Raw genomic sequence first — 18,643 nt, 5'->3', positions numbered from 1 at the left:
CCTTGTAACAGCTTTATATTTGGTTTACGACCTAATAAGGAATAATAATGACTTACACTTTTAATCGCCAATTTCCCGCTACTCGCCTGCGCCGCTTGCGTTATAACGACAATGTACGCGCGATGATTCGTGAGGTTGAGCTACATCCCAAGCATTTTATTGCGCCAGTTTTTGTCTTAGAAGGCAATAATCAACGCGAAGCGATCGCCAGTATGCCAGGGGTTGAGCGCTTATCAATTGATCTGCTTATTAACTATGCTAAAGAGTTATTAGCAGAAGGCGTGACGACGATTGATATCTTTCCAGTCATCGATAACCGCTTAAAAACGGCCGATGGTCACGCCGCTTATGATGAAAACGGCTTAAGTGCGCGTGCGGTAAAATCGGTAAAAGATGCGGTGCCGGAAATGGTGGTGATGACCGATGTAGCCTTAGATCCCTATACCTCACACGGTCAAGACGGCCTACTTGATGATAGCGGCTATGTGATTAATGATGAAACCGTTGAGGTATTGGTCAAGCAAGTTTTAGTACATGCCCGCGCTGGTGCTGACATTATCTCACCCAGTGATATGATGGATGGCCGTATCAAAGCCATGCGTGATGCTTTGGAAGCAGAAGGTTTCTTCAATACTGCGATCATGGCCTACTCAGCTAAATATGCCTCCGCTTATTATGGCCCCTTCCGTGATGCGGTCGGCAGTGCTGGCAATCTAAAAGGTGGCCATAAAAAACAGTACCAGATGGATTATGGCAATCGTGCAGAAGCGTTGCATGAAGTCGCCATGGATATCAATGAAGGCGCTGATATGGTGATGATTAAGCCGGGTCAGCCGTACTTAGATCTAATTCGTGAAGTGAAAAACACTTTTGGCGTACCGACATTTGCTTATCAAGTCTCTGGTGAGTATGCCATGCATATGGCCGCGATTCAAAACGGTTGGTTGAGTGAGGCGGTGATTTTAGAATCACTAATTGGTTTCCGCCGCGCCGGTGCTGATGGTATCTTAACCTATTTTGCGCTAGAGGCAGCACGGCAGTTAAACAACGCTTAATATTAGGATGTTTATTAAAGAACTACCTTTTCGTGTCAATTGACTGAGGTTAGTTGATGCGATTTTATTGATATTTTTATCTTTATACTTCTATTATAATCTTGACACTCTTTATCGATCTCCTGCCCAAAAGTACTATTTTGCTTTATAATAACCCACCTAATTTTGATCGCATCTTTGATGCTAACTGTTGAATTTATAGTGTTATTTAATATACTGAGTATAATGACACAGCATTTTTTATGCATACGATTGTTACTAGCGATCCAATAAATTACTAGTCGTTATTTTCACTGCGCTTAACCCCTACTCTTCTAACCTAATTTTTTACTTAACTCTTTTATACTGCTACGCGCCGCATTCATTTTGTCAGCGCCGCTATCATTGTTTACTCTTCTTTTTCGCTTTTGTCTTACAGGTCACCTTATGAGTCAACTAAACCCCAAACAACAAGAAGCCATGCTCTACGTATCAGGCCCACTACTGGTGTTGGCAGGCGCAGGCTCAGGCAAAACCTCAGTTATCACCCGTAAGATTGCTTATCTTATCGAAGAATGCAACATGCCAGCCGAGCGTATCACCGCAGTGACTTTTACCAATAAAGCGGCGCGTGAGATGAAAGCTCGGGTTAGTAAATTGATGCCCAGTGAAAAAACACGCGGGCTGACGGTCTCAACCTTTCACCAGTTTGGCTTACAGTTTTTGCGTTATGAGCTGATTCATACGCCGCTAAAGGGTAATTTCTCGATCATGGATGGCGATGATAGTAAGCGCTTATTGATGGAGCTGATGATGCGCGACAATTTAAGTGGCGCTGAAAGTCGCGAGCTGGTCGGTAAAGCGATGAAATTCATCTCCGACTGGAAAAACGATCTGATTGATCCAGCACAAGCGGCAGATACTTTAACCGATCCAGAAGATATGATTTTTGCCACCCTTTACGCACTATATGAGCGTAATTTGCGCGCTTACAATGCGGTCGATTTTGACGACTTGATTGTATTGCCGACTAAAATTTTACGCGAAAATGCTCAGCTGCGTGATAAATGGCAAAACCGTATTCGCTATCTATTGGTCGATGAATATCAAGACACCAATACCGCTCAGTATGAGATGATTAAATATCTGGTGGGGCCACAAGGGCGCTTTACCGTAGTCGGTGATGATGACCAATCCATTTATGCATGGCGCGGGGCAAAACCTGAAAACATGGCGTTGCTAAAAGAAGATTTTCCTAAGTTAAAAATCGTTATGCTTGAGCAAAACTATCGCTCAACCAGTCGTATTTTGACCGCTGCCAATGCGGTCATTACCAATAATGAGCATTTATTTGAAAAGAAACTATGGTCAGACAAAGGTCATGGTGAAAAAATCCGTATTATCAATTGCCGTAATGATGACGATGAATCTGAGCGCGTGGCTAAAGAGATTGTCACTCATAAACTACGCTTTGGTAATGAATGGGAAGATTATGCGGTGCTTTATCGCAGTAACTTTCAGGCGCGGATGTTAGAAGCACAACTACGCCAATTACAAGTGCCCTATAAAATTTCTGGTGGTCAGTCATTTTTTGCGCGCAGTGAAATCAAAGACATCATGGGCTATTTGCGCCTTATCTTAAATCCAGAAGATGACAGTGCTTTTCTACGCATTATTAACACCCCCAAGCGTGGTATGGGCCCTGCGACATTAGAGAAGCTCGGACTGTTTTCACAAGAACATAGTGTCTCATTACTAGCGGCCTGTACCCATGCGGGTCTTAGCCATGTGTTGCCGACTAAAGCCTATAGCACTTTAAAAGAGTTTGGTGAGTTTATTGAGCATTATACCCGCGAGCTTGATCAGCACCCTGATCCTGTTCCTATCGTACGCCAAATGATTGATGAAACCGGTTACGTTGACGTGGTACGCTCGGAGGCCAAAACCCCGCAGCAAGAAAAAAACCGTCTAGATAATATTGAGGTGCTCTATACCAGCATTCAATCGCTTATCAACCGCGCGGAAAACGACGAAGATCGTACTATTGATACCATCATCCGTAAGCTAGTATTGCTTGATATGCTGGAACAGCAACAAGAAGACGAGAATACCAATAAAGTTAATCTAATGACCTTGCATGCGGCAAAAGGCCTAGAATTTAATTACGTTTATATTATGGGCTTAGAGGAAGAAATGCTACCGCACCGTAATTCTATTATGAGTGAGACGGTCGAAGAGGAACGCCGCTTAATGTATGTGGGCATTACCCGCGCTCGTCGTGAGCTGACCTTGACCTTAGCCACGCAGCGCCGCTCAGGCGGGCAGATGCGCGTGACGTCGGAATCACGATTTTTAGAGGAACTGCCAGAGGATCATATCGACTGGCCCGCCAAAGCTAAAAAGGTGAAAGCGACAAAAGATCCGGAAGCGGTCGCTGATGAGTATTTGGCAAATATTCGGGCGTTATTGGGTAAGCGCTAGTTGGGCAGTGGCTAGTCTTGATGTTAATACCTCAATAAATGGCAGCAGATTGCTACTTATTTTTTACCTTTGATTCATTTTATATTTTTTTAATACTTTTGGAACGCTTATGTCTGCCCCCATGCCTAGCTCTAATCGTCCGTTCAAGCCGCAGGCAGACTATAATGCACTAGAATATAGTGCTGAATATAAGCTACTATATTTACAGGAATTGGTGGCTGATGAGGCCTATGTTGCCATTACAGAGTTTTTGGCTAAGCAGTCTGAGTACGAAATTGCTAACTTACTAGAATCCTTCCCAACTCAAGATCGGCTGCTAATTTGGGCACAAGTCCCTGAGCAGCTAAAAGGTGAAGTACTGGCTGAGCTCGAATTCGATACGCGCCAGCCCTTGATGGAAAATATATCTTCAAAAGAGATTTCCTTGTTCACCCAAGATCTTGATGCACAGGATATCTCGGAGATTCTAGATACAGTCACTGAAACGGTTCGTACCTCAGTGATGGCAACTTTAGATGAAGATATTCGTATTCAGGTCAATAAGCTTGATACGTATGCCGATTGGGAAGTCGGTAGCTATATGGATCCAGATATCATTCAGGTACACGATGACATTAGTCTCGCGCAAGTACAAGAGTGGCTACGCGCTAATGATGATTTGCTTGATGACCAGAGCCAAGAGCTATTGGTGGTTGATCAAAGCCAGCAGTTATTAGGGTTACTCAGTCTCGTTGATTTAATAAAACATGAGCAAAGCGCTCTGGTATCGGGCTTTATTGATAACGCGATTACTATCAATGACCGCTTAGATATCCAAGATGCGGCAGCGATTTTCCGTTCAGAAGATATTCGTTTTGCGCCTGTGATTAATAGCCATGGTGAGCTGGTTGGACAGTTAAATGGTGAGGACATCATGGAAATCATCCAAGATGATGTCGATAGCACCATGAAAAACCTAGCTGGTGTCAGTCAAGATGAGGAGCTGTTTGCGCCCATTTTGACCAGTGCCAAAAGCCGTAGTATTTGGCTGGGTATTAATTTATGTACCGCCCTTCTAGCCGCCGCAGTTATTGGTCAGTTCGAAGCCGTACTTGCAAAAGTAGTGGCCCTGGCAATATTAATGCCAGTAGTCGCCAGTATGGGCGGTATCGCCGGCTCACAAACGCTAACGGTGGTCATCCGCGGTATGGCAATGGGTCAAATCGGGGGCTCCAACCGCTGGTGGTTGTTCAATAAAGAGCTATGGGTTGGGGCGATAAATGGTATTATTTGGGCAGTCATTATGGCGATAATTGCACAGATGTGGTTTCATGATGTTAAGATTAGTGCCGTGATTGGCTGTGCGATCGCTATTAATATGACCGCTGCTAATGTCTCAGGTATCACTATACCGCTGATGTTAAAGAATATGAATATTGATCCGGCGCTGTCAGCCTCAGTTATTTTAACTACTGTGACCGATATTGTCGGCTTTATGTCGTTTTTAGGATTGGCAAGCGTGCTGCTACTTTAAAGATGATGGTTCTAGTTGCAGCGTTATACATTTAAATTTAAAAACGGCATATGTTAAAGCACTGTGGTTGTCTCTCTATTTATTAAAATTTATTAATCCAAACTGTCAAATCGTTAAGTGAGCGTGTTATGCAAGCGGTACAAGTTAAAGTCTTAAACCCAAAAATCACCCAAGATGAGGCATTCTCTCTACCAACGCGGGCCACTGATGGTTCAGCAGGTATTGATCTGCGCGCTTGTATCGATGAGCCATTGACGATCAAAGCAGGTGCGACACACTTGGTAGGTACAGGTTTAGCGGTTTATATCCAGAACCCTAATTATGCAGGGATGATTTTACCGCGCTCAGGTCTCGGCCATAAACATGGCATTGTATTGGGCAATTTGGTCGGGCTGATTGATGCTGATTATCAAGGCGAGCTGATGGTCAGTGTTTGGAATCGTAGTAACGAGGACTTTGTGCTTAACCCCGCTGAGCGTATGGCGCAGTATGTCGTAGTGCCTATTGCCCGTCCTGAATTTACAGTGGTTGCTGAGTTTAGTGATGAAAGCGCGCGCGGTGTAGGCGGCTTTGGACATTCCGGTCGTCAGTAAAATTACTTTTTAGCACGATTTTGTGTCACTCTAAAACGGTATAAGCCATTAAACAATCATAGCGATAATAGGGAGATGAAAGTAAGGAGATGAATATTATGCCGCCTTTTGCCGCTCAGCAATCCATATTTCGTGCTTATGATATTCGCGGCGCGCGGCAGTACTTTACTTCTGAATTTGTACGAACGCTAGGTAAAGCTTTCGCTCAGCTTTATAAGTTACAAAGCCATGCTATAGAATACAGTCATGCAGCTTGTAACGGCGAGCTAACCTACAAAGCTAACCCTAGAACCAACACTGTTGTGATCGGTTACGATGTGCGCTGTAATAGTGACACTATTGCGCATATACTTGCTAACATTCTAAATGAGTATGATGAATTAACGGTCATTCACTTAGGGCTCATTACTACTCCTATGATGGCATTTTGGGCCGAGCAGTATGATGGTCACGGTATCATGGTTACCGCCAGTCATTCAGCTAAAGATACCTTAGGGATAAAGTGGCTGGTAAATAATGGGTCTCCTAGTGGCGTAGATATCCAAAAACTTTATCAGACCCTATCTTTTGCTCATTCAGAAAACGCTATTAATACTCGAAATAATAATAAAAGCCATACCTATAAAGGTAATAACACTCAAAGTATTTCTGCACAACGTCATAATGCACTTGCCAGTACCATTACTAATTTACCTACTGATACGATAGCGACGACTTATATCGATGCTATCGCACAGGTATTTACTCGTATTCATCAGCATAATGACCAGCTAGAATCAGACAATGACAACCTCATTACCAAGACAGTATCTAAGCTAAATCTAACGATCATCATTGACTGTATGCATGGCGCCACCAGCAACATCGCTCAGCGTTTATTTACGCGCTTTTGCCAACGGGTCATTATGCTTAATGATACGCCTGATGGCAATTTCCCCACCGGTAATCCTGACCCTACGGAACCCAATCGTCTTGCAGAATTGCAACAAACTGTCATCATTAATGAGGCAGATATTGGACTGGCCTTTGATGGCGATGGTGACCGATTAATGATCGTCGATAATAGTGGTAAGGTGGTTACCCCTGATCATCTACTGTACTTATTAGCGCAAGTAGCGATAACTGAACGCCCCATCTCTACAAAAGATTTGGCCGCGCCGCAGGTTCTATTCGATGTCAAATGCTCACATCATCTACCAAAGCTGCTTACTACCCTTGGTGCGATACCAGTTATGACTAAGACGGGCAGCAGCCTCTTACGCCAGCGGCTAAAAGCTTGCGAACGTCAGGCTATATTCGCAGGCGAGCTATCAGGACACTTTATTTTTAATGACAGCTATTTTATTGTCTATGATGATGCGATGTATGCGGGCTTACGGCTATTACATTGGTTGGCAAATACGGTTGCTAACCTCAATATTATAGCGGTACTGAACACCACTATCTATAATGATACTGACCTTAATATGGTACCCATGACCACTGACTTATGGGGTGAACCTAGAGCAATTTTGCCACCTTATCAACTGACTGACTTTACCCATAATATGCCCTTGCTTGTCAGTACCGCTGACCATTACTTGCCATTGACGACTAATTTGAGCACTAATTGCTCAATCGTCGAACATTTATCAGAGTTTTGCCGTTATTTGCAGCGTTTAATTAGTGCTCCCCTATCTCTTAAAAAGCCTATTTTTGAGAATTCTGCTACTGGGACGTCAACTTTAGCAACCTCATCATCTTGCGCTTGTTTCACTACAGGTCAACATACAACGAGAGCACAAGCACAGCGCTTATTGCCAGCAGGGACGCTGTTATCTTGTATTGACGGTGTCCGCTTAGATTTTGCGCACGGCTTTGGCGTATTGCGCCAATCAAATACCAGTCATAGCCTCACCGTACGTTTTGCTGGTGATAGCGTTGCTGACTTAAAAGACATACAAGCCCGCTTTGTGGCTTTGTGCCACCCCTTTGATAGCCAGTTAGCAGCGCAAATTGCCGCTATTTATCCTGAATAGCTTTGGTTTTCAGTAGCTACGCCAATAAAAACGATGAGCAAATAACTTAATCGCAACATTTACTGAATAATAATTTTAAAGTTAATTTTTAACCATTATTAATAGCTGTCGCATGTTTTGAGCGTGCGCTTTATAACACTATTTTAGGAACTCATGATGTCGCTTAATTTTGATGATGCCAAAATCACCGCTGAAGTATTAACCACAGCGCTACCTTATATTCAACGTTTTGTAGGTAAGTTGATCGTGGTCAAATATGGTGGTAATGCGATGACTGACCCGGCGCTTGAAAGCTCATTCGCCCGCGATATCGTGCTCCTAAAAACCGTCGGCCTACATCCGGTGGTAGTCCATGGCGGTGGCCCACAAGTTGATAACTTATTAAAAGAGCTTGGGCGCCAGTCTCAACGTATTGATGGGATGCGGGTGACCGACAAAAAAACCATGGATATAGTAGAGATGGTGCTAGGCGGTAGTGTCAATAAGTCTATCGTTAGCTTAATTAACAAGCATGGCGGACAGGCCATTGGCCTAACCGGCAAAGATGCCAATCTGATTCAAGCCAAAAAACTTATCATGGAAAAAATTGGCGATGATGGTATCGCTGTGCCTGTAGACTTAGGCTTTGTGGGGGAAGTGGTCAGCGTCAATAAAGACGTGATTAACATGCTCATCTCCTCCAATTTTATCCCCGTTATCGCGCCACTTGGGGTCGATAGCGAAGGCAATACTTACAACATTAATGCTGACTTGGTCGCTGGCAAAGTTGCCGAATTCTTACAAGCTGAAAAGCTAATGTTACTGACCAATATTAAAGGCGTATTGGGACGTGATGGCAAAGTAGTCACAGGTTTGACGCCCAAAACTGTCGATGCTTTAATTGAAGACGGTACGATTTCAGGCGGTATGATTCCTAAGATACAGTGCGCTCTGGATGCCGTTCGTAGTGGTGTGAAAAGCGCCGTTATTGTTGATGGCCGTGTTCCGCATGCCACTCTGTTAGAAATTTTTACTAATGAAGGTGTGGGCACATTAATCAGCCGCGATTTGGATGCCGCACTATGCTAGGAGTAGATAATGCCATTATGGTTATGGTGTCTACTTTTTGCCTTTTATAGCCTATATTGCTGGTGGATTATCGGTTACGGTGGCGCAAAATGGGTAGAAGGCTGGAGGTCATTCTTTCTAGTTGAATGGTTTGCGCTAGACTGGAATGCAGAACAAATTCGTATGTATATGCTGCTTATTTGGCTGGCCAGTCTGGTTTATTTTATTTTAGGGGTTATAAAGCCTGATCTTAGGTCATTCTAAGCTCAGGTTTCATTGGGGTAATATTTATTATGGCTGAATTATATTAATAGGCGTAGAACTCTACGTTGCTATGATAACTCGTTCCATACACCTGACAGCATTTTTATAAAAAAGCGGTATTGAACGCGTTTTCATCAAAGCCGCATAACAGTACCTGTTTGTCTTTATGTACTCCCTCTACGATTGGACGCTTAATCATACTAGTATTGGCAAGTAACAGCTCAATTGCTGCGATCTCGTCTGTATCTGCTGTAGTTTTTTGCTCATCGCTTAATTTGCGCCATGTGGTTCCACGTTTATTCAGTACTTTATCTACTCCTAATATAGCAACCCAGCGCTGCACACTATCTTTGTCAATAACTTGTTTTTTATAGTTATGGAAATTGTATTCCACCCCCAGATCATCAAGCTTGGTAAGCGCTTTTTTCATCGTGTCACATGATTTAATGCCGTAAATGGTGATGGTCATAGGATCTCCAATATTTTTGTATTTAAGTCTTTATTTAAATTGTGGTTAATCCGCACGTAGTCTAGCATTTTATCAGTCGAGCACACCGCGTATCCCTGATTCGATTGCCTCATCATAGCGTCGCAATTTTTGCCAAATTACGCTATGCTATGGCATTGCAAAATCTCACCCTTTATCTGTGTTAACCAATTAGAGCCGACAATGAGTAACTCGCAAACTGCCCCAACTAATAACCAATCAGCAAACACCACCGACGCCAATATTGACACTTATCAGCCGCAGATTCTTGAAGCTGCGCAGCAAGCTAAATGGGCAACGGACAAGCGCTTTGAAGTCAGTAATGAGCCCAGCGCTAAGCCGAGCCGTTACATGCTTTCTATGTTTCCTTATCCAAGCGGTAAGCTGCACATGGGGCACGTGCGTAACTATACCATCTCCGATGTTTTGAGTCGTTATTATCGCCTTAAAGGTTTTGAAGTCATGCAGCCAATGGGCTGGGATGCATTTGGCCTGCCCGCTGAAAATGCGGCTATTGCCAACCAAACGCCACCTGCCGAATGGACATTTGCTAATATTGATAATATGCGCGCACAACTGAAACTACTCGGTTTGTCAGTGGATTGGTCACGTGAGTTTGCTACCTGCAACCCTGATTATTATCAGTGGGAACAGTGGTTATTTTTGCAGTTATACAAAAAAGGCATGGTTTATAAGAAACTGGCTACCGTCAACTGGGATCCTGTCGATAATACGGTTTTGGCAAACGAGCAAGTCATTGATGGTAAAGGCTGGCGTAGTGGTGCTGCGGTCGAAAAGCGCGATATTCCGATGTATTACTTTAAAATTACTGATTATGCCGATGAGTTGCTTGATGACTTGGATCAATTAGAGGGTCATTGGCCGTCTGAAGTGCTCACCATGCAACGCAATTGGATTGGTCGTAGTGCAGGAATGGAAGTACATTTTCCTTATAACCTCGAAGGCCAAGACAATACCTTAGACGTATTTACCACCCGTCCTGATACCTTGATGGGCGTCACTTATGTCGCCGTTGCTGCTGAGCATCCATTAGCGCAGTATGCTGCTGAACATAATAAAGTAATCGCTGAGTTTTGTGCGCTTTGCAAAAAAGGCTCAGTTGCTGAGGCAGATCTTGCTAAAGCAGAAAAAATCGGTATGAATACCGGTCTAACGGTCACTCATCCACTCACCGGAAAGCAAGTGTCCGTTTGGGTCGCCAACTATGTACTAATGAGCTATGGCTCAGGTGCGGTCATGGCCGTACCTGCCCATGATGAGCGCGATTATGAATTCGCCATCAAGTATGATTTGCCTATTAAGCAAGTTATTGACATTCCTGACGGTTATTTTGACGATGCAGATGTCAATTCAGACAACAATACTGACAGCAATCGCGCTTATACTGAGCGCAACACTTTAGTCAATTCAGGTGAATTTGATGGTATGGACTTTGAACAAGCCTTTGAAGCTATGCTTGCGAAGCTTGAGCCCTTAGAGCTTGCCAATAAAAAGATTCAATATCGTCTGCGTGACTGGGGTGTGTCACGCCAGCGTTATTGGGGCTGCCCTATCCCTATGGTGAATTGTGAGCATTGCGGTACGGTTCCTGTCGAAGAACAAGATTTGCCAGTAGTACTGCCTACTAATGTTGTTCCTGATGGACGCGGTAACCCCCTCAAAAACATCCCCGAATTCGTTAATACCCGCTGTCCTAAATGTGGTAATCCTGCTGAGCGAGAGACCGATACCTTTGACACCTTTGTCGAATCCAGCTGGTATTATGCACGCTTTGCCAGTCCGCAAGATGCACAAAATATGGTTAATAAATCTGCTGCTAATAAGTGGCTGCCTGTTGATCAATATGTCGGCGGGGTTGAACATGCGGTAATGCATCTACTTTATGCGCGTTTTTTCCATAAGCTCATGCGTGATGAGAACTTGGTATCAGGAGATGAGCCTTTTGCCAACCTAATGACCCAAGGAATGGTACTCGCCGGTACTTTTTACCGCGTCAATGCTGACGGTAGTACCACTTATTACTTCCCGCATGATATCGATATTGACTATAACGAGCGTGGACAGCCCATCAAAGCGATACTCAAAGCGGATGGACAACCGGTCACTATCGGCAAAATAGAAAAAATGTCTAAGTCCAAAAATAACGGGGTTGATCCACAAACCACCATTGATCAATATGGTGCTGATACGGTGCGCCTTTATACTTTATTTACGGCACCTGCTGACCAAACTTTAGAATGGTCAGATGATGCTTTAAAAGGCCCTTATAACTTTGTTAAAAAAGTCTGGCGAATTGCCACTGAGCATATGCAGGCGCTAACAATAGCGGATTTAAACCTTGATACGTTAAATAGCAAGGCTTTAGATAATGATGGCTTATCTAAAGCTGCCAAAGATTTACGCCGAAAAACGCATGAAACTATAGCCAAAATTGATAGAGACCTTGGTAGCCGTTTGGCGCTGAATACCCCTGTATCAAGTTTGATGGAGCTGGCCAACGAGCTGGGAAGCTTTAAGGCTAGCAACGAGCAAGACCTACAAGTCCAACATGAAGCACTGATTGATTTGCTTATTATGCTGTCAGTATATGCGCCACATGTCGGTGAACACTTACTTGAAGAGCTGGGGCTTGATACTAAAACCCTGAGCTATCCAGCTGTTGATACTAATGCGCTGGTACAAGATACGGTCACGATGGTCGTTCAAGTCAATGGTAAAGTACGCGGCAAGATGGATGTGGCACCAAATAGTGATCCTGAGCAGCTAAAAGCACAAGCGCGTGCCCTTGATAGTGTCGCTAAATTTATCACTGGTGAGATCAAAAAAGAGATTGTTGTGCCTAATAAGCTGGTTAATATTGTGGTAGCCGGCTAAGCGTTAAGCCACTTTATTAAAAACAAGGATAGCGATTATGTCGTATCAGCATCGATTTACGCAGTTATCAGCACCTGTAAAAAAACATCGTGGACAAAAAATAGCCACGATTCTACTGGCTTCCGTGCCAATGCTTATGGTGCTTGGTACGGCAAGCAGTCTTAGCGGTTGTGGCTTTCATCTACGTGGTTATGATACGCCTATGCGTTTCGATATTGCCAAAACAGCGGTAGTGATTGAAGACAATCGCATCTCCTTTCCATTGAAGCTACCTTTAACGCGGCGTTTAGAAGCCTTAGGTGTCGATGTCGTTGACAGTATGGCGCTGATAGAAAATGCGAGTAATAACACCACCAGCAATAATGATTCTGAAAAGATTGCCACTATTACCGTCAATAACGTGCGTTTTAAGCGTTATGAATTGGTCGGCGTCCTGACTGAGATTCGTGTGGTATTATCAGCGGATGTGACTTATCAGACCATTCAAAACGGTCAGCCGGTGACGTTAACTAACCCTATTCAAGTTGAGCGCAGCTATCAATATAATGAAGCCTCAGTAAGTACCGATGATCAGCAAGGCAGTCAAATTAGCACGTGGCTATATGACAGTTTAGCCCGTCGTATTACAGATCAATATGTAGCGATTGGCCTACCAAAAGTAGCACCTAGCGCTAATAAGCGAGCGTCAATCAGTAATAGCCCAGCAACAGTAACCGTCGTTGAGCCCAGCCCTTAGTTTTTTATTTATATTTACTTCATAAAGTGATCGCTCAATACCTATGCAAGAGACCTTTATACAAGCCTACCCAAAGCTACTGCAGTCGTCGATTGCGGTAGCGGGTGTGTGGTTGGCGCATGGTGATGAGCCGCTATTAAGTCAGTGGCTAATTGATGCACTTCGTCCACATTGGCGTACGAAAAACTATGCGGTTAAGCGTATTGAATTAATATCAGTAAAGAGCTGGCAAGAGGTATTATCTGAGCTGGGTAGTTTGTCTTTATTTGATGATGCGAGCGCATTAATTGTGACGGGTAACCATAAGCCAGATAAAGCGGTTATCATTGAGCTTGAGCGCTTTGCTAAAGAAGCGCAAACAGAGGCCAATGGTCACAGTTTATTGTGGCTAACATCCAAACAAGACCGCCGCGCCCAAAGCAGTAAATGGTTTGCGCCTTTTGCGCAGTATGGTCATGTCATTGATTGTAACTTATATAATGAACAACAACGGCAGCAGCTTTTGCAGATTCAGGCGCAACAGTTTGGACTACGTTTGTCACAAGATGCCTGGCAGCTATTGATGTCACATACTGAGCATCACCTATTGAGCGCCTATCAAACCTTATGGCGGCTATCTTATTTATTTGCACCGCAGTTAGCGGCTAACAATAAGCATTTAGAGCATAATAATAGTCAGCATGGTAATGAGAGCAGCACGGCTACAACACCTTCTGCAAAAGTAGCCTTGGATATCAGCGATCTACAAGCTGCACTGGTTAGCGATGCGCAGTTTAGCGTGTTTGATTTATCCGATGCCATGCTAGCGGGTAATAGCGCACAAGTGGCAAAGATTATATTTCAGCTCAAAGCGACTGCCGAGCCGACTACCTTAGTGCTTTGGGCCATCAGTAAAGACATGCGTTTAATCATGGCGTTACTTGATGGTCAAGACCCGCAGGCGCTTGGTATTTGGCGCAGTAAACAAAGTCTATATCAGCAAGCATGTCACCGACAGTCAAAAGCACAAGCTGCCAAATGGCCTGAGCTGATTTATCGCTGTGACCAAGCCATTAAAGGTATTGTACGTCAGCCAGCATGGGAATTATTATTGCAAGCAGCATTAGAGCTGGCAGGAAAACGTCTGTTCCCTATCAAATAAACGTTAACAAATCTTACCATCCGTTACTTGCAGTGGTTCTTTTGAACATCGTTTAAAGCCTTTATTTATAGTCGTTATAATGACTAATCTTCTTTAACATTCTCCTTAACCTTTCGCAAACTAATTGTCATTTCCTTTTGGCAATGAAGCCTTTACTATACCTACACTTGATTTGATTGTAATTGGATGCTCAGCATGCGCAAACTAAGCAAAAAGTCTGCTATTAAATGGGGCGTTATTGCCTTAATTGTCATAGCATTAGCGGCTTTGGCCTATAAAACCTTAAAACCGGAAGAAATCCAGCCCAACTATCTTACCGCGATTGCTGAGATTGGTGATATCGAAAATAACGTCATGGCATCAGGTAAAGTCAAAGCTCTCAATACTGTTGATGTCGGGGCTCAGGTATCCGGTGAGGTTAAACGGCTATTTGTTGAAGTGGGCGACGAGGTACAAAAAGGCGACCTCATTGCGCAGATTGACCAAGTCACTCAAAAGAATAACTTGAGCAATCAACAAGCCAGCCTCGATCAGAGTGAAGCCGCTATCCAAAGCGCCCAAGCAGAAGCCTTGAGCCGTGAAGCGGGACTAAAAAGTGCTTATGCTGACCTTACTAGCCGGCAATCAGAGCTGAAACAAGCCCAATCGGACTTCGCGCGTCTACAATCTTTGCTTGCTATTGATGCCATCTCCCAGCAAGAGTACGATACTCAAGCCACTCGTATCGACACCGCAAAATCGGCTGTTGCCAATGCTCGCGCTTCTATTGATACCGCTAACGCCGCGATTGCGACTACAAAAGCTAACATCAGTAGCCAACAAGCTGCCCTACGCAAAGCACAGACCAACGTCAATACCGCCCAAGAAGACCTCAGCTATACCACTATTCGCGCACCGATGGCAGGTACCGTAGTCTCAGTCACTACCGAACAAGGCACGACCGTTAACGCCAATCAAAGTGCACCGACCATTGTCACCCTAGCAGACTTATCGACCGTACGCATCAATGCGCAAATATCTGAAGCCGACGTCATTAACGTAAAGGCCGGTATGCCAGTTTATTTCAATATTATCGGTAACCCTGATCAAAAATATGATGCCGTACTCAAAGCTATTGAGCCGGCGCCCGAGCGCATTAGCGATACCAGCTCAACCGATGCCGCCATTTATTATGTGGGCTACATCGAAGTACCTAATACCGAACGCCGCTTTCGTATCGATATGACTGCGCAGGTTTATATCATTATCAATCAGGCAAAAAACACCTTACTCATTCCTTCTGCAGCGTTACAACCTGCCGACAAACCTAAAAAACCCAATAGCTCTAAAAATTCAAATGCTGACCCTGACAACGCCACTGTTAATACGAATATTAATGATAACAACGATCCTAGCATAACCATGGCCAAAGTTCGCGTCCTTAAAAACGATGGCGAAGTAGCCGAGCAACGGGTAAAAGTCGGTATCAATAACCGTGTTAATGCACAAATTTTAAGCGGATTAAGCGTAGGCAATGAAGTCATATTAGGCGAAGAAGGCGCAGCGAAAAGCGGTAGAGGTGGAAGACCGTTTTAACATCAAACGTTAAATCGAAGTAGGTTGGCTTTTGACATCGATTTATATAAGTAATATTAATATAGGCAGTATGGTAGATGAGCATCCAAGACCCCAATACGAACGCTGCGACTGATGTGATTGATGTCCCATTGATGCAAGTCAAAGGGCTGATTAAAGAGTTTAAAGCTGGTGAGCAGACCATTCGCGTGCTGCATGATATTAATCTGACCATTAATCAAGGTGAGATGGTCGCCATCATTGGGCAATCAGGTTCTGGTAAGTCCACTTTAATGAATATTTTAGGCTGCTTAGATCAAGCCAGCGCTGGTGACTATAAAATATTTGGCCAGTCTGTCAATCGTTTAGAAGCCGATGAATTAGCGAAATTACGCCGTGAGCACTTTGGCTTTATTTTTCAGCGCTACCACCTATTAGGCGATATTAACGCTCGTGATAACGTCGCTGTCCCTGCAGTATATGCAGGTATGGATGGACCAGCACGCAGCCAACGAGCTGAGCAGCTACTATCAGATTTAGGGTTGGCCGATAAAGTCAATAACCGTCCCAGCCAGCTGTCTGGGGGTCAGCAGCAGCGCGTTTCTATCGCACGGGCGCTGATGAATGGCGGCGATATTATCTTGGCTGATGAGCCGACAGGCGCGCTTGACAGTAAGTCTGGCGATGATGTGATGCAAATTTTACAAGGTTTAAACGCCCAAGGTCACACTATTATCATGGTTACCCATGATCCCAATCTTGCCGAACAAGCTGAACGTGTTATTGAAATTAAAGACGGCTATATCATCGCCGACTATAAAACGGAGCAATACAAGCAAACCCAAGCGCAACCGGAAGCCATCCTTGATAAACATCGCAAGAGTGCTTTTGGTAGCTTTATAGACCGTTTGTTCGAAGCCTTTAAAATGTCACTCCTAGCGATGCGCGCTCATAAAATGCGTACCTTGCTAACTATGCTGGGTATCATTATCGGTATCGCTTCAGTCGTGTCAGTCGTGGGACTTGGCAAAGGCTCACAAGCGCAAATCTTAACCAATATCAGCTCGCTGGGTACCAACACCATCACTGTTTCTGATGGTTACCCATATGGCGACCCCAGACGCCAATATAACGATGACAATCTAACCCCACAAGACGCACAAGCAGTAGCCGATCAGCCGTATGTCATTAGCGTCAGCCCGCAGATTAATAACAATACTAATGTACGCTATCGCAGCGTGCAAGAGGCGGCAAGCGTCAGGGGCGTGGGTAAAGACTATCTTGATGTGACCGGTGAGACCCTAATTAAAGGTCAAGGCTTCGATGAGCAAAGCATCTTACGCCGTACCCAAGATATTATTATTGATGATAATGCCAAACAAACCTTTTTTCCTAATAATGCCAACCCTATCGGTGAAGTGTTGTTAATAGGCAGCGTACCGGGACGAGTGATTGGGATACTTGCACCCAATGATGGCGGCTTTGGTGGTGGGGTGGATTCACCGACACTATATATGCCTTATACCACTATGATGTCACGTCTCATCGGCAGTGCTTATATCGAAAGTTTCGTGGCGCTGATTGATGATGACATCTCCTCCTCTGCTGCGGAGACCGCCATCTTCCAGCTGATAGAAAGCCGCCATGGTACCGATGACTTTCGGATACGCAATTCAGACTCTATTCGCCAGACCATTGAGTCTACCACCGCTGCCCTTACCTTACTGATTTCATCCATTGCTATTATCTCTTTAATTGTTGGCGGTATTGGGGTTATGAATATCATGCTGGTATCGGTCACTGAGCGTACCAATGAGATTGGTGTACGAATGGCAGTAGGGGCACGCCAAAGTGATATCATGCAGCAGTTTTTGATTGAAGCTATTTTGGTCTGTATTTTAGGGGGCCTCCTCGGTATCGGTCTAGCCTTTGCCATCGGCGAGCTGATTAATCGGGTTGGTGGTGATAGCTTTAAGGTTATTTATTCACCGACCTCTATTATCGCCGCTTTTGTATGCTCGACACTTATCGGTATTATTTTTGGTTTCTTGCCTGCACACAATGCAGCCAAACTGGATCCGGTTGAAGCCCTTTCTCGAGATTAAATTTAAAACTTTAGACTTATTCAGGGATAGTTTTTAAGAAAATGCTAACTTTTCCTTAGAATTTACATTTTTTTCATTACATAGGGTTGTAATTATTACAAGAGTATATATAATGTGCTCTCACGTTTAGAGATACAAATTATCTAAACGCAGAAACAAGCTTAATGTCTTTTAATTTGCTGTTAAGCTTGATTAAGTGCAAATTTTTAATAAATTTTCCTTTAAAGGAATTTATCTTGCGAAGCTAAAATTGCATACAATTTTTAGTTTTCACAGAATTTACGAAAATGTAAATTCATAATAGATATCTCAAAGGTATCTAGTTTTAAGAAAATTCTATTTAAAGAATTTTCTCTTGCAGAGCTAAAAAAGCAGTGCTTTTTTTATCAGCTCTTCAGGGCCGTTAGCTCAGTTGGTAGAGCAGTTGACTTTTAATCAATTGGTCCCGCGTTCGAATCGCGGACGGCCCACCATATTTCAGTTAGACCTTATTAAGTATATTGCCCTATCCGGCATTAGCTTGATAAGTTAAGTTTTAAATCTTATTATGCTCAGATAGATGATATGTTCAAGTTTTAATAAATTTACGAAAATGTAAATTCGTAATAGATATCTCTAAGATATCAAGATTTAATAAAATCCTATTTAAAGGATTTTAACTTGCGAAGCTAAAATTGCATGCAATTTTTAAACGCTTCTCAGGGCCGTTAGCTCAGTTGGTAGAGCAGTTGACTTTTAATCAATTGGTCCCGCGTTCGAATCGCGGACGGCCCAC

The 18,643-nt window shown here is 43.8% G+C and carries 13 protein-coding genes and 2 tRNA genes; 14 read left to right on the top strand and 1 reads right to left on the bottom strand.

Translation table 11 applies throughout. The annotated features are described in order from the left end of the window. Positions 1-47: 47 nt before the first annotated feature. The 7 genes from hemB (at position 48) to AAEY88_RS06100 (ending at position 8,950) form a co-directional block, all read left to right on the top strand. Positions 48-1,055 carry a porphobilinogen synthase gene (hemB, locus tag AAEY88_RS06130; protein WP_350560521.1) on the top strand — a complete coding sequence of 336 codons (1,008 nt, stop codon included), beginning with the start codon at positions 48-50 and terminating at the stop codon, positions 1,053-1,055. Between the two features lie 426 nt (positions 1,056-1,481). Then, positions 1,482-3,515: a UvrD-helicase domain-containing protein gene (locus AAEY88_RS06125; protein ID WP_350560519.1), complete on the top strand. Its 2,034-nt coding sequence runs from the start codon at positions 1,482-1,484 to the stop codon at positions 3,513-3,515. 109 nt (positions 3,516-3,624) lie between these two features. Further along, positions 3,625-5,028, top strand: a complete 1,404-nt coding sequence (gene mgtE, locus AAEY88_RS06120; RefSeq protein WP_350560517.1) for a magnesium transporter — start codon at positions 3,625-3,627, stop codon at positions 5,026-5,028. 128 nt (positions 5,029-5,156) lie between these two features. Beyond that, positions 5,157-5,621 carry a dUTP diphosphatase gene (gene dut / locus AAEY88_RS06115; protein ID WP_350560515.1) on the top strand — a complete coding sequence of 155 codons (465 nt, stop codon included), beginning with the start codon at positions 5,157-5,159 and terminating at the stop codon, positions 5,619-5,621. 98 nt (positions 5,622-5,719) lie between these two features. Next, positions 5,720-7,639: a phosphomannomutase gene (locus tag AAEY88_RS06110; protein ID WP_350560513.1), complete on the top strand. Its 1,920-nt coding sequence runs from the start codon at positions 5,720-5,722 to the stop codon at positions 7,637-7,639. Positions 7,640-7,795: 156 nt separating this feature from the next. Beyond that, the gene (gene argB, locus AAEY88_RS06105; protein WP_350561083.1) at positions 7,796-8,707 is read left to right on the top strand and encodes an acetylglutamate kinase; all 912 of its coding nucleotides are present in this window, start codon (positions 7,796-7,798) and stop codon (positions 8,705-8,707) included. 9 nt (positions 8,708-8,716) lie between these two features. Continuing rightward, positions 8,717-8,950, top strand: coding sequence for a hypothetical protein (locus tag AAEY88_RS06100; RefSeq protein ID WP_350560511.1), 234 nt, complete (start codon positions 8,717-8,719; stop codon positions 8,948-8,950). A 103-nt stretch (positions 8,951-9,053) separates the two neighbouring features. On the opposite strand, the gene AAEY88_RS06095 is transcribed toward AAEY88_RS06100, so the two are convergent. Then, a complete protein-coding gene (locus tag AAEY88_RS06095) occupies positions 9,054-9,419 on the bottom strand; it encodes a Spx/MgsR family RNA polymerase-binding regulatory protein (RefSeq protein WP_350560509.1) in 366 nt (121 codons plus the stop codon). A 201-nt stretch (positions 9,420-9,620) separates the two neighbouring features. Here AAEY88_RS06095 and leuS point away from each other — a divergent pair, with 201 nt between their 5' ends. The 7 genes from leuS (at position 9,621) to AAEY88_RS06060 (ending at position 18,642) form a co-directional block, all read left to right on the top strand. Then, positions 9,621-12,332: a leucine--tRNA ligase gene (leuS, locus tag AAEY88_RS06090; protein WP_350560508.1), complete on the top strand. Its 2,712-nt coding sequence runs from the start codon at positions 9,621-9,623 to the stop codon at positions 12,330-12,332. A 37-nt stretch (positions 12,333-12,369) separates the two neighbouring features. Beyond that, the gene (locus AAEY88_RS06085) at positions 12,370-13,068 is read left to right on the top strand and encodes a hypothetical protein (RefSeq protein ID WP_350560506.1); all 699 of its coding nucleotides are present in this window, start codon (positions 12,370-12,372) and stop codon (positions 13,066-13,068) included. A gap of 43 nt (positions 13,069-13,111) precedes the next feature. Further along, complete coding sequence (holA, locus tag AAEY88_RS06080; protein WP_350560504.1) at positions 13,112-14,209, top strand: DNA polymerase III subunit delta; 1,098 nt, start codon at positions 13,112-13,114, stop codon at positions 14,207-14,209. 195 nt (positions 14,210-14,404) lie between these two features. Then, entirely contained in the window at positions 14,405-15,784 is a 1,380-nt protein-coding gene (locus tag AAEY88_RS06075) for an efflux RND transporter periplasmic adaptor subunit (RefSeq protein WP_350560502.1), read from the top strand. Positions 15,785-15,861: 77 nt separating this feature from the next. Further along, positions 15,862-17,868, top strand: a complete 2,007-nt coding sequence (locus tag AAEY88_RS06070; RefSeq protein WP_350560500.1) for a MacB family efflux pump subunit — start codon at positions 15,862-15,864, stop codon at positions 17,866-17,868. Between the two features lie 397 nt (positions 17,869-18,265). Beyond that, positions 18,266-18,341 (top strand) — tRNA-Lys (locus AAEY88_RS06065). Positions 18,342-18,569: 228 nt separating this feature from the next. Next, positions 18,570-18,642, top strand: a tRNA-Lys gene (locus tag AAEY88_RS06060). Position 18,643 lies beyond the last annotated feature (1 nt).

This window comes from Psychrobacter sp. CAL346-MNA-CIBAN-0220, from assembly GCF_040309805.1.
Classification (GTDB): Bacteria; Pseudomonadota; Gammaproteobacteria; order Pseudomonadales; family Moraxellaceae; genus Psychrobacter.
The sequence above is the reverse complement of the archived record's forward strand: the minus strand, read 5'-3'. Positions and strand labels throughout refer to the sequence as shown.

What these genes read in the sequence shown, in the direction of transcription:
- hemB (WP_350560521.1), top strand. Translation starts at nt 48, where the DNA reads ATGACTTACACTTTTAATCGCCAATTTCCCGCTACTCGCCTGCGCCGC.
- AAEY88_RS06125 (WP_350560519.1), top strand. Translation starts at nt 1,482, where the DNA reads ATGAGTCAACTAAACCCCAAACAACAAGAAGCCATGCTCTACGTATCA.
- mgtE (WP_350560517.1), top strand. Translation starts at nt 3,625, where the DNA reads ATGTCTGCCCCCATGCCTAGCTCTAATCGTCCGTTCAAGCCGCAGGCA.
- dut (WP_350560515.1), top strand. Translation starts at nt 5,157, where the DNA reads ATGCAAGCGGTACAAGTTAAAGTCTTAAACCCAAAAATCACCCAAGAT.
- AAEY88_RS06110 (WP_350560513.1), top strand. Translation starts at nt 5,720, where the DNA reads ATGCCGCCTTTTGCCGCTCAGCAATCCATATTTCGTGCTTATGATATT.
- argB (WP_350561083.1), top strand. Translation starts at nt 7,796, where the DNA reads ATGTCGCTTAATTTTGATGATGCCAAAATCACCGCTGAAGTATTAACC.
- AAEY88_RS06100 (WP_350560511.1), top strand. Translation starts at nt 8,717, where the DNA reads ATGCCATTATGGTTATGGTGTCTACTTTTTGCCTTTTATAGCCTATAT.
- AAEY88_RS06095 (WP_350560509.1), bottom strand. Translation starts at nt 9,419, where the DNA reads ATGACCATCACCATTTACGGCATTAAATCATGTGACACGATGAAAAAA.
- leuS (WP_350560508.1), top strand. Translation starts at nt 9,621, where the DNA reads ATGAGTAACTCGCAAACTGCCCCAACTAATAACCAATCAGCAAACACC.
- AAEY88_RS06085 (WP_350560506.1), top strand. Translation starts at nt 12,370, where the DNA reads ATGTCGTATCAGCATCGATTTACGCAGTTATCAGCACCTGTAAAAAAA.
- holA (WP_350560504.1), top strand. Translation starts at nt 13,112, where the DNA reads ATGCAAGAGACCTTTATACAAGCCTACCCAAAGCTACTGCAGTCGTCG.
- AAEY88_RS06075 (WP_350560502.1), top strand. Translation starts at nt 14,405, where the DNA reads ATGCGCAAACTAAGCAAAAAGTCTGCTATTAAATGGGGCGTTATTGCC.
- AAEY88_RS06070 (WP_350560500.1), top strand. Translation starts at nt 15,862, where the DNA reads ATGAGCATCCAAGACCCCAATACGAACGCTGCGACTGATGTGATTGAT.